Source organism: Sphingobium sp. B2D3C, from assembly GCF_025961835.1.
GTDB lineage: Bacteria > Pseudomonadota > Alphaproteobacteria > Sphingomonadales > Sphingomonadaceae > Sphingobium.
This window is the reverse complement of the sequence record NZ_JAOQOK010000001.1, coordinates 3,356,865-3,367,500: the sequence shown is the minus strand read 5'-3', so window position 1 is coordinate 3,367,500 and position 10,636 is coordinate 3,356,865. Positions and strand designations below refer to the sequence as shown.

The window sequence follows — 10,636 nt, the reverse complement described above, 5'->3', positions numbered from 1 at the left end:
GACGCTGTCCGTCCGCGCCGCACAGATGACGTCCTTATAGGATGCGCCCAGCAATGTTCTGATGGTCATCGGCCTCTCCTCTGTCTTGCAGCCCTTCCATATGAGGGCGCTGCACGGACCGGCCGGTCGACATCCTGGCTGCAGACCGGATGCACGGTCTCGTTGTGACAGACTATGCGCGCGTCAGGCGCGAGCGTCAAAGGAGGCGTGCTCACGATGGTTGATCCGCACCGCCGCTCTCCCATATGGGCGGCATATGGCCGAACCTTCCACTCTTGATGATCCCCGCTACGCCCGCTTTGCCTGGGCGCGCTTCCGCAAGATCCTGTGGCTGATCGCCGGCGTGTCGCTGCTGGTCGGTCTTGCGGTCGCCGGGCTGCTCTGGTGGCTGCGCGGTCCCTTGCCCTGGGTCTTCCTCGGCATGGTCGTCGGTGGCGTGTTCGCCACCATCATGATGGCGGCGGCGCTCATGGGCCTGATGTTTCTCTCGAGCGGGACGGGACATGACCAGAGCGTCGAAGATCCGCTGAGCGACGATCTGCTCGAGGCAACCGAGCGCTAGGCCCACTCAGCGCCTGAAACGACAAGAGCACGATCAGCTATATGGCCGATCGTGCTCTTTTGATTTGGTCGAACCGGATCACACGTCCGCGCCCTCAAAGAGAGCGGCTCCGGATCAGATCATTCCGCCGCTTCGGTCGCACGAGGGCGACGGCCCCGGCGCGGCTTTGCGGGCGCTTCCGTGGCCTCGGTCACCTCGGCCGGCGCTTCGGCCCGATCCTCGGGCTCATCCGATTCGATGCGGGCGATGGAGGGCGGCAGACCGGGAAGGCCGATCTCGCCCTCATCCCGATCGGTTTCGTCATCATTGGCAACGCGCGGACGGCGCGGCTGACGCTCTTTGCGTTCAGCACGCTCCGGGCGCTCGGCGCGTTCCGGGCGTTCAGCACGCTCGGGCCGCTCTGCCCGTTCCGCACGCTCGCCCTGGTCCTGACGCGGCTCCTGCCGTGCCGGGCGATCCTGCCCGTCCCGGTCCCGCCCACGATCGCGGCGCGGGCGCTCGTCCTGATTGCGATTGTCCTGCTGACGGAAATCCTGATGGCGCGGTGCGAACTCGTCGCCATCCTCGCTGCCGTCGATCAGCTCGTCATTGTCGAAGCTGTTGTCCTGATCGCCATCGTCGTTGCGACGGAAGCGGCCCTGCTGCTCCTCCTGCCGCGCACGGTTGTCGGCGAGGACGCGAAAATAGTGATCGGCGAACTGCAGATAATATTCCGCGTTCACCCGATCGCCGGACATCTGGGCGTCGCGCGCCAGATTGCGATATTTTTCGAGAAGCTGAGGCGCATTGCCCCGTGCGCGGCTGTCGATCCGGTTGCCCGAATCGCCGTTACCGCGATTGCCTCCGCCCCCTTGGCGCGGGTTATTCCGACCGCGACGGCGACCGGCCTGACGATTATTGATCAAAGGTTCGTCCCTATGCTCTCGACTAAAACCCGGCGTTCCCGATCAATGGCCCCAAGCGCTATACAACACATCGTTGGCGGAACGGTTTTGACACCGCTCTCGCCCCGCGCTTCGGCCAACGGCTCCAATTCCAGAACGCCGCCAAAACTGTGGGAGCAGACCACTCACGCAAGCGCTTCGCGCGTTTGCAACAGTGGTCCTGAAACTGGCAGATAGTCGTTCCCGTGCATCAAACCAAGCGAAAATCGTTGGGAGCCGTGAAAAAGCGCAGCCCTATGCCCTGGTGAGCACCAGCGCCCGCGCCCGCCCGGCCAGATCGCGGCGCACCGCGACATGGAAGCCGGCTTCCCGAAACAGTGCGCCGGCCGTCTCCTCCTGGTCGAAACCGATCTCGAAGATCGCTGCGCCCCCTGCGGCGAGGCGGTCGCCCGTCTGCGCGGCAAGCCGCCGATAATCGTCCAGTCCGTCGGCTCCCGCGAACAGGGCGCTGGCTGGCTCATGATCGCGCACCTGCGGGGGCAGCATGGCGGACGTGCTGATATAAGGCGGGTTGCAGAGAATGAGGTCGAAGCACTCGTCGATCCCCTCGGCCCAGTCCCCCGCGCGGATCTCAGCCCGCCCATCCATCCCGCAATGCAAGACATTCTCCCGCGCGATCTCGATCGCGGCCGCAGAGGCATCGATGCCAATGCCGCTCGCCTCCCGCCAGACATCCAGCGCCGCCAGCAGCAGCGCGCCCGAGCCAGTGCCGAGATCGAGAATGCGCCCCGGCGCCCGCCTCCCCTCGAACTGCGCGATCGCCGCCTCGATCAGGGTCTCGCTGTCCGGTCGCGGCACCAGAACGCCCGGCGCGACCTTCAGGGTCAGCGTCCAGAAATCCCGCTTGCCGGTGATGTAGGCGATCGGCTCATGCGCCAGCCGCCGGGCAAGCAGCGCATCGGCGCCCTCGGGGCAGGAGAGCCGGGGCATGGCGAGGATCATCTCCTCGCGGCTCATCGCCAGCGCGTGGGCGGCAAGCAGTTCAGCATCGAGCCGGGGCGTATCGCTGACCGCGCCCAGAGCGGTCGTGGCGGCGCGCAGCCAATCGGGCAGCCCGCTCACAAGCTCGTACTCCTGCGCAGGCAGGAGACCCGGACAAAGCAGCCCGCCACGCCCGGCTTCATGGTCGACACACCCCCGCCGCTCACGCCGCCATGTCGAGCTGCGCCAGCCGCGCAGCCTCATCCTCGGCGATGAGCGCGGCGATCACCTCGTCTAGTCCAGGGCCTTCGAGAATTTCCGGCAGGCGATGCAGGGTCAGGTTGATGCGATGATCGGTCACGCGGCCCTGCGGGAAATTATAGGTGCGGATGCGCTCCGAGCGGTCGCCCGAGCCGACCATCGCCTTGCGCGCGCCCGCATGCTCCGCCTGCGTGCGCTCGCGCTCGGCTTCATAGAGGCGTGTGCGCAGCACCTTCATCGCCTTCGCCTTGTTCTTGTGCTGGGACTTCTCGTCCTGCTGCGTCACGACGAGACCCGTCGGCAAATGGGTGATGCGCACGGCGCTGTCGGTCGTGTTCACATGCTGCCCGCCCGAGCCGGACGAGCGATAGACGTCGATCCGCAGGTCGGTCGCCTCGTTGATCTGCACGTCGACATCCTCGGCCTCGGGCAGCACGGCCACGGTCGCCGCCGAGGTGTGGATGCGCCCGCCGCTCTCCGTCACCGGCACGCGCTGCACGCGATGGACGCCGCTCTCGAACTTCATGCGCGCGAACACCCCAGTGCCGGTCACGCTGGCGATCACTTCCTTGAAGCCGCCCGCTTCGGACGCGCTGGCCGAGATGATCTCGACGCGCCAGCCCTGCGTCTCGGCATAGCGCTGATACATGCGAAACAGATCGCCCGCGAACAGCGCGGCTTCATCTCCACCCGTGCCGGCGCGAATCTCCAGCATCGCCGGGCGGGCATCCGCCGCATCCTTGGGGAGCAGCGCCACGGCCAGCGCATGTTCGGCCTGCGGGAGCCGCGCGCGCAGGCTCTCCAGTTCCTCCTGCGCCATCGCCTTCATTTCGGGATCGATGAGCATCGCCTCCAGCTCACCCTGCTCGGCGCGCAACGACACAACCGCCCGCGCGGCCTGCACCACCGGCTCGAGCTCGGCATAATCCTTGGACAGCCGCACGAACTCCGCCGGATCAAGATCCGGCCGCGCCATCTGCGCCTGCACCTCATCCTGCCGCCGGAGGATCGCAGCGATGCGATCGGGGGAGATGGTGGTCATGCCTGCGCCCTGCCCCCGTCATGCTGAACTTGTTTCAGCATCCATGGCACGGCAATGATGGGGGCATGCGACGTCGCAACCCGTGCACCTATATTCTCGCCAGCCAGAAACGCGGAACCTTGTATGTCGGCGTGACGTCCGATCTCCCCGCCCGCATTGGGCAGCACCGGTCCGCCGAGTGTCCGGGTTTCACCTCGCGCTACCGCGTTTACCGCCTCGTCCATGCCGAGTTCTTCGAGACCATGGACGGGGCGATCAGCCGCGAAAAGCAACTCAAGCGCTGGCATCGCGCCTGGAAGATCAACCTCATTGAAGCGAACAATCCCGACTGGGCCGACCTCGCCGTGACGTGGGGACTGGCCGAGCCGCTGCTCCATGGACCCTGAAACAAGTTCAGGGTGACGGGAGAAAGGAGCAGTGCAACCAATCATCCGATGGACCTGATCATCGCTTCGGCACGCGCTGCTGTATCGCTGCCGTCTCCGCGCACATTGAGATAAATCGCACCGTCGCGCGTCCCGAGGGATATAAGGGCATGCGCGTCGATCTTCGCCGCCTTGTCAAAGCGTTTGCGAGCCGAGCCCGTCGCTACGAGGTCAGCGGAGTGTCCAGCCTGGCGCAAAGCCGTGAGGCCGCGCATGGCCAGGCTCAGCAGACCATCATCCTCCAGAGCGATGACGGCATCCAGCTTCTGCGAGCCACTGTCACCCAGCAGCATCCCCAGCCGCTCAATCCCCGCCGCCCAACCGACCGCCGGGGTCGCCGGCCCGCCCAGCGTCTCGATCAGCCCGTCATAGCGTCCACCGCCGAGCACCGTCCCCTGCGCGCCCAGCCGATCCGTGACGAACTCGAACGCGGTGTGCCGATAATAATCCAGCCCGCGCACCAGCCGGGCATTGCGGGTCCACGCCACGCCGGCCGCCTTCAGCCCGTCGGTCACCTTCTCGAAGAAGGCCTGCGCCTCCTCGGTCAGATAGGCGTCGATATCCGGCGCGTCCGCCACGACCGCCTGATCGCGCGGGTCCTTGCTGTCGAGGATGCGCATCGGGTTCTTTTCGAGCCGGGTCAGACTGTCTTCGCTCAGGCTCGCCTTGTGCCCCTCGAAATGCGCAACCAGCGCCTCGCGCCACGCATCGCGGCTCGCGGCATCGCCCAGCGTGTTGAGCGTCAGCGTCACGCCCTCGCTGATGCCCAGCTCCTTGAGCAACTGATCGGCGAAGATCAGCAGTTCGGCATCGGCCAGCGGCTCGGCCGCGCCGATGATCTCGGCATCGATCTGGTGGAACTGGCGATAGCGTCCCTTTTGCGGCCGCTCATAGCGGAACAGCGGCCCGTGCGTCGCAACCTTGAGCGGCGCATATTGCTGCCAGCCCTCGGTGATATAGGCCCGCGCGATGCCGGCGGTGAACTCCGGGCGCAGCGTGAGCGAATCCCCGCCGCGATCCTCGAAGCTGTACATCTCCTTGGAGACGACATCGGTGGTTTCGCCCAGCGAGCGGGAGAAGACCGCCGTCTGTTCGAACACGGGCACCTCGATCCGCCGGAAGCCATAGAGCTTGCGGACTTTCTCGAACGTTTCGACCACATGCGCGAAGCGGTCCGCGCTGTCGCCGATCATATCCTGAGTGCCGCGAACGGGCCGGGGTGTCTCGATTTTCGCCATGGCCGCGCCTCTAGCGGGAATCGCGCTTTAAGGAAACCGGCTTGCAAGTGCAGCTTGTTCTCTTTATGTTCCAAATTGGGCTTGAGGAGACGATGATGAGCGAGAGTTTGGAAGGTGGATGCCAATGCGGCGCGGTGCGTTACCGGGCGACAGGAGTGCCTGAGCATGTGGCGCTCTGCCATTGCGCAGACTGCCGCAAATCGTCCGGCGCGCCGATGGTGCTCTGGGCCGCCTTTGCCGAAAAGGCGGTGACGGTGCTGACCGGTTCTGTCAGCGATTATCAGTCCTCGCCGTCGGTGACCCGGAGCTTCTGTCCCGTCTGCGGCACGGGCCTGTTCTTCACAAATCCGGAGGCGCTGCCCGGGCTGATCGACATCCAGGCTGCCACGTTCGACGATCCCGAGGCGCTGCCGCCGCAAGTGCAGATCCAGACCGCCGAGCGACCGCACTGGATGACCACGCTGGATGCCCTGCCGAGCTTCGCGCGCTTTCCTGGCGAATAAGGTTCGCCCCATCCACTTCACCTAAAGCGCGACGAGGCGGAGGGTTTGACACGGATCAACGCCGCCCCTGTCGAAAGCGGCCATTCACTCGACTTGTTGAGAGATCAATCAAGGAGAGTCGGATGGCCCACTACCCCAATACGCCCGGCATGACAGGCGTGCTGCGCCCGTTGCGCATCGAAGGTGACATTCTGGATATGGAAGTCGAGGGGGAAATCCCCACGCAACTCAATGGCACCTTCCATCGCGTCCACCCCGATGCGCAATTCCCGCCGATGTTCGAGAACGATCAGTTCTTCAATGGCGACGGCATGGTCAGCCTGTTCCACTTCCATGATGGCAAGGTCGATTTCCGCCAGCGCTACGCCCAGACCGACAAGTGGAAGGCCGAGCGGGCCGCCGGCAAGTCGCTGTTCGGCATGTATCGCAATCCGCTGACCGATGACGAGAGCGTCAAGGGCATGATCCGCGGCACGGCCAACACCAACGTCATGGTCCACGCCGGCAAGCTCTATGCGATGAAGGAGGACAGCCCCTGTCTCATCATGGATCCGCTCAGCCTGGAAACCGAGGGCTACACGAATTTTGACGGCAAGATCAAAAACCAGACCTTCTCCGGCCATGGCAAGATCGACCCCGTCACCGGCAATTTCTGCAACCATGGCTATGCCGCGACCGGCGTGCTGACCGACGATGTCAGCTATTTCGAGATCGACCCGCAGGGCAATGTGCTGTTCGAGACCTTCTTCAAGGTCCCCTATTATTGCATGATGCACGACTTCGGCCTGACGCAGGATTATGTGATCTTCCACATCGTGCCGATCACCGGCAATTGGGATCGGCTGAAGGCCGGCAAGCCGCATTTCGGCTTCGACAAGACGCTCCCGGTCTACCTCGGCGTGCTGAAGCGCGGCGCTGACGGCTCCGACATTCGCTGGTTCAAGCGCGACAACTGCTTCGCCAGCCATGTCATGAACGCCTATCAGGACGGCACCAAGATTCACTTCGACACCTGCGAGGCGAAAGGGAACAGCTTCCCCTTCTTCCCGGACATCCAAGACGACAGCTTCGATCCGGTGGCGGCGCGTCCCTTTCTGACCCGCTGGACGGTCGACCTGGCTTCCAACGGTGAAGAATTCGCCAGCATCGAGAAGCTCACCGACTGGATCGACGAATTTCCCCGCATCGACGAGCGCTTCGTCGGCCAGCCCTATCGCCACGGCTGGGGCCTGGTGATGGACCCGGACATGCCGATGGACTTCCTCCGTGGTCGCGCCAGCGGCTTCAAGATGAACAAAATCGGCCATTGGGATCTCGTCGCACGCACCGAGGATTGCTGGTGGGCGGGTCCGGAATCGATCATCCAGGAGCCCTGCTTCGTGCCGCGCTCGGCCGACGCGCCGGAGGGCGATGGCTACATCATCGCGCTCGTGGACAATCTCATCACCAACTATTCCGATCTGGTGGTGCTCGACGCGCTCAACCTGCCCGCCGGGCCGATCGCCCGCGCCAAGCTGCCGATCCGCATCCGCTCGGGCCTGCATGGCAATTGGGCAGACGCCAGCAAGCTGCCGCGCGCAGCCTAAAGACCAAGCATAGGATATAGAGCGAGGGGGTGGACGCCTTGCCACCCCCTTGTCATGCTGGGCGCATCTACTTCCCCGGAGTGCCATGATGCGCCGTTGCCTTTTGCCTGCCCTTCTTCTGCTGACCCTGCCCGCAAGCGCGCTTTTCGCTCAGGATGCCGCCGCGCCGCCGCTGCGCTCTGCACCCGCCGCGCTGCCGATCCTGAGCACCGTGCCGCAAGCGCGGGACATCGCCTGGACCAGCGGCACGCTCAAGCTGGAGGTGGACGCGACCGATGTGGACCGGCGCATCATCACCATCCGCGAGACCATCCCCATGTCGACCGGTGGCCCGCTGACCCTGCTCCTGCCGGAATGGCTGCCGGGCCACCACGCCCCGCGCGGGCAGATCGAGAAGATCGCCGGCCTGAGCTTCACGACCGCGGACGGCCGGCCATTGCGCTGGAAGCGCGACCCGCTCAACGTCTACGCCTTTCACCTCTCCGTGCCGGACGGGGCAGGCGCCGTGATCGCCAATTTCCAGTTTCTGGCGCCCACCGCGGGCAATCAGGGCCGGATCGTGATGACCGACTCGCTGCTCAACCTGCAGTGGGACAGCGTCTCGCTCTATCCGGCCGGCTTCTACACCCGCCGCATCCCGATTCAGGCCAGCGTCACGCTGCCGGAAGGCTGGACCGCAGCGACTGCGCTGGCCAGTGAACGCGACGGCAAGACGGTCCGCTACGAGGAGACCGATTACGAAACGCTGGTCGATTCGCCGATCTTCGCAGGGCTCCACAGCCGCGAGATCGCGCTGGCGCCAGACGTGCGGCTGAGCGTCTTTGCCGATACGCCGGAAGAGCTCAAAGCCACCGAGCCGCAGATCAACCTGCATCGCCGCCTTGTCGATGAAGCCGTCGCGCTGTTCGGCGCGCGCCATTATGATCGCTATAATTTCCTGCTCTCCATCTCGGACAAGCTGGGCGGCATCGGCCTGGAGCATCACCGGCTCAGCGAAAATGGCGTCTCGCTGGGCTACTTCACGCAATGGGAGGCCGCGCTGGGCGACCGCGACCTGCTCGCGCACGAATTCACCCATAGCTGGAACGGCAAATATCGCCGCCCGGAGATGCTCTGGACACCCGATTTCGCCACGCCCATGCAGGACGACCTGCTCTGGGTGTATGAAGGACAGACCCAGTTCTGGGGCTATGTGCTCTCCGCCCGCTCGGGACTGTTGAGCAAGGCCGAGACGCTCGATGCGCTGGCCGCCATCGCGGCGCGGCTCGACGCGACCAGAGGCCGCACCTGGCGCCCGGTGATCGACACCACCTACGATCCGATCATCGCGGCCCGCCGCCCCAAGGCCTGGACGAGTTGGCAGCGCTCGGAAGATTATTATAATGAAGGCCTGATGATCTGGCTGGAAGTGGACGCCATCATCCGCCGCGAAACCGCTGGCGCGCGCGGCATCGATGATTTCGCCAAGGCCTTCTTCGGTGTGAATGATCGCGACTGGGGCGTGCTGACCTACAATCGTCAGGATGTCATCGACACGCTGAACGGCGTCGTCGCTTATGATTGGGACGGGCTACTGCGCGAGCGGATAGAGCAGACCAATAGCGAGGTCACCAAGGCCGGGTTCGACCTTGGCGGCTACAAGCTGACCTACGGCCTTATCACCAACTCGACGATTCGGGCCGCCGAGACCGTGAGCAAATATGTCGACCAGAGCTTCGGCCCCGGGCTGATCGTCGGGGAAGATGGCGTCGTGCGCTCCGTCACCTGGGATAGCCCCGCCTTCAAGGCAGCCATCGCGGTCGGCGATTCGATCACGGCGGTTGGCGACACCGAGTTTTCCGCCGATGTCTTCCGCGAGGGGGTGCGGGCGACGGCCCAAAAACATCCGCTCGTCCTGACCCTGAGGCGGGACAAAAGATATCGCACGATCACGCTCGATTATTCCGGCGGCCTGCGCTATCCGCGCCTCGAAAAATCACAAGAGGGTTCAACCAGTCTCGACCGACTGCTGACAGCGCGGACCGGCGAGACTTCCGTCAATTAACCTGTGGGTGCGAAAAACCATGAACATCGATATGATTCCTGTCGGCAGCAATCCGCCGGAAAGCCTCAATGTCGTCATCGAAGTGCCGACCGGTGGCGAGCCGGTGAAATATGAGTTCGACAAGGCATCGGGCGCCCTGTTCGTCGATCGCATCCTCCACACGCCGATGCGCTACCCCGCAAATTACGGTTTCGTTCCGCACACGCTCTCGCCCGATGGCGATCCGCTCGATGCGCTGGTCGTGGCCCGCTCGCCCTTCATCCCGGGCTCGGTGGTGCGCGCCCGCCCCATCGCCGTCCTCAACCTCGAGGATGAGCATGGCGGTGACGAGAAGCTGCTCTGCGTCCCCGACGACGCGACCTTCCCTTATTACGCCAATGTGACCGAGAAGGAGCATCTGCCCGACATCGTGTTCAAGCAGGTCGAGCACTTCTTCACGCACTATAAGGATCTCGAGGCCGAGAAGTGGGTGCGTGTCGGCACATGGGGCAACAGCGCGGAAGCCCGCCAGATCACGCTGGAAGCCATTGAGCGCTACCAGCAGAACAAGGCCGCGAAGAGCGCCGCCTGATCGTTTGGCCCACTGCACGGGCCCCGCAGATACAAAAAGAGGCTCCCAGCGCACCGCCGGGAGCCTCTTTTTTATGAGATTATGTCGGAATGAGTTCAGCTCGCGGTCTTCACCTTCTCATAGGGAACGAACTTGCCCAGGCTGACGAACCCGCGCGGGAAGTGCCCGGCGCGATCCACCAGCCGTACGATATCGACATCGCACAGCTGCGAGCTGCTCGTCTTGGTGACGAGAATATCGTCATCGTCGAGAGACGAGGCGCCGCTCACCGGCCGGTTGACGTAGAGCTTGCCGCCGACCTCATAGATGATCGCCGTCTTGTCGATGATCTGCGTCGAGCGCACGCTGCTCAGGCTGATGCACCGGACCGGCTCTCCGGCGGTGCGCCCTTCCAGCGCCTTGGCGAGCTTGGCGTCATTTTTGGCCTGCGCCTCTGCTGCGCGAGTCGATTGGGCGGCGGCGGGCACTGTAGCGACCATCGCGACCCCGATAATGCCTGTGAACAGGCGAGACATGAAACGCATCCTGCGTCCTTTCCG

Annotated in this window: 12 protein-coding genes (1 of these 12 running past the window's edge); 6 read left to right on the top strand and 6 right to left on the bottom strand. The window is 64.4% G+C overall.

Features of this window, described 5'->3' with window-relative positions:
• Positions 1–69 carry the 5' portion of a CBS domain-containing protein gene (locus M2339_RS15710; protein ID WP_264606463.1) on the bottom strand. The gene continues 360 nt to the left of window position 1, outside the view, so 69 of the gene's 429 nt are visible here — the first part of the coding sequence; it begins with the start codon at positions 67–69; its stop codon lies off the left edge, out of view.
• A 187-nt stretch (positions 70–256) separates the two neighbouring features.
• Between M2339_RS15710 and M2339_RS15705 the strand changes: the two genes are divergently transcribed.
• Entirely contained in the window at positions 257–562 is a 306-nt protein-coding gene (locus tag M2339_RS15705) for a hypothetical protein (RefSeq protein ID WP_264571838.1), read from the top strand.
• 119 nt (positions 563–681) lie between these two features.
• Here the strand turns inward: M2339_RS15705 and M2339_RS15700 are convergent, their stop codons facing one another.
• The 3 genes from M2339_RS15700 to prfA all read right to left on the bottom strand — a co-directional run bounded on the left by M2339_RS15700 (position 682) and on the right by prfA (position 3,730).
• Positions 682–1,467, bottom strand: coding sequence for a DUF4167 domain-containing protein (locus M2339_RS15700; RefSeq protein WP_264587995.1), 786 nt, complete (start codon positions 1,465–1,467; stop codon positions 682–684).
• A 273-nt stretch (positions 1,468–1,740) separates the two neighbouring features.
• On the bottom strand, positions 1,741–2,568 hold the full coding sequence (prmC, locus tag M2339_RS15695; protein WP_264606462.1) for a peptide chain release factor N(5)-glutamine methyltransferase: 828 nt from the start codon (positions 2,566–2,568) through the stop codon (positions 1,741–1,743).
• 82 nt (positions 2,569–2,650) lie between these two features.
• Positions 2,651–3,730: a peptide chain release factor 1 gene (gene prfA / locus M2339_RS15690; protein ID WP_264587997.1), complete on the bottom strand. Its 1,080-nt coding sequence runs from the start codon at positions 3,728–3,730 to the stop codon at positions 2,651–2,653.
• Positions 3,731–3,795: 65 nt separating this feature from the next.
• On the opposite strand from prfA, the gene M2339_RS15685 reads away from it, so the two are divergent.
• Positions 3,796–4,116: a GIY-YIG nuclease family protein gene (locus tag M2339_RS15685; protein ID WP_264571835.1), complete on the top strand. Its 321-nt coding sequence runs from the start codon at positions 3,796–3,798 to the stop codon at positions 4,114–4,116.
• Positions 4,117–4,157: 41 nt separating this feature from the next.
• On the opposite strand, the gene hisS is transcribed toward M2339_RS15685, so the two are convergent.
• The gene (hisS, locus tag M2339_RS15680; protein ID WP_264587998.1) at positions 4,158–5,393 is read right to left on the bottom strand and encodes a histidine--tRNA ligase; all 1,236 of its coding nucleotides are present in this window, start codon (positions 5,391–5,393) and stop codon (positions 4,158–4,160) included.
• Positions 5,394–5,488: 95 nt separating this feature from the next.
• On the opposite strand from hisS, the gene M2339_RS15675 reads away from it, so the two are divergent.
• The 4 genes from M2339_RS15675 to ppa all read left to right on the top strand — a co-directional run bounded on the left by M2339_RS15675 (position 5,489) and on the right by ppa (position 10,097).
• Positions 5,489–5,896, top strand: coding sequence for a GFA family protein (locus M2339_RS15675; protein ID WP_264585879.1), 408 nt, complete (start codon positions 5,489–5,491; stop codon positions 5,894–5,896).
• Positions 5,897–6,018: 122 nt separating this feature from the next.
• Positions 6,019–7,482 (top strand): carotenoid oxygenase family protein, encoded by a 1,464-nt coding sequence (locus M2339_RS15670; protein ID WP_264587999.1) that lies wholly within the window; start codon positions 6,019–6,021, stop codon positions 7,480–7,482.
• An 88-nt stretch (positions 7,483–7,570) separates the two neighbouring features.
• On the top strand, positions 7,571–9,526 hold the full coding sequence (locus tag M2339_RS15665; protein ID WP_264588399.1) for a M61 family metallopeptidase: 1,956 nt from the start codon (positions 7,571–7,573) through the stop codon (positions 9,524–9,526).
• Between the two features lie 19 nt (positions 9,527–9,545).
• Positions 9,546–10,097, top strand: a complete 552-nt coding sequence (ppa, locus tag M2339_RS15660) for an inorganic diphosphatase (RefSeq protein WP_181558429.1) — start codon at positions 9,546–9,548, stop codon at positions 10,095–10,097.
• A gap of 95 nt (positions 10,098–10,192) precedes the next feature.
• On the opposite strand, the gene M2339_RS15655 is transcribed toward ppa, so the two are convergent.
• A complete protein-coding gene (locus tag M2339_RS15655; RefSeq protein WP_264588400.1) occupies positions 10,193–10,612 on the bottom strand; it encodes a hypothetical protein in 420 nt (139 codons plus the stop codon).
• Positions 10,613–10,636: the final 24 nt, after the last annotated feature.

What these genes read in the sequence shown, in the direction of transcription:
- M2339_RS15705 (WP_264571838.1), top strand. Translation starts at nt 257, where the DNA reads ATGGCCGAACCTTCCACTCTTGATGATCCCCGCTACGCCCGCTTTGCC.
- prfA (WP_264587997.1), bottom strand. Translation starts at nt 3,730, where the DNA reads ATGACCACCATCTCCCCCGATCGCATCGCTGCGATCCTCCGGCGGCAG.
- M2339_RS15685 (WP_264571835.1), top strand. Translation starts at nt 3,796, where the DNA reads ATGCGACGTCGCAACCCGTGCACCTATATTCTCGCCAGCCAGAAACGC.
- hisS (WP_264587998.1), bottom strand. Translation starts at nt 5,393, where the DNA reads ATGGCGAAAATCGAGACACCCCGGCCCGTTCGCGGCACTCAGGATATG.
- M2339_RS15675 (WP_264585879.1), top strand. Translation starts at nt 5,489, where the DNA reads ATGAGCGAGAGTTTGGAAGGTGGATGCCAATGCGGCGCGGTGCGTTAC.
- M2339_RS15670 (WP_264587999.1), top strand. Translation starts at nt 6,019, where the DNA reads ATGGCCCACTACCCCAATACGCCCGGCATGACAGGCGTGCTGCGCCCG.
- M2339_RS15665 (WP_264588399.1), top strand. Translation starts at nt 7,571, where the DNA reads ATGCGCCGTTGCCTTTTGCCTGCCCTTCTTCTGCTGACCCTGCCCGCA.
- ppa (WP_181558429.1), top strand. Translation starts at nt 9,546, where the DNA reads ATGAACATCGATATGATTCCTGTCGGCAGCAATCCGCCGGAAAGCCTC.
- M2339_RS15655 (WP_264588400.1), bottom strand. Translation starts at nt 10,612, where the DNA reads ATGTCTCGCCTGTTCACAGGCATTATCGGGGTCGCGATGGTCGCTACA.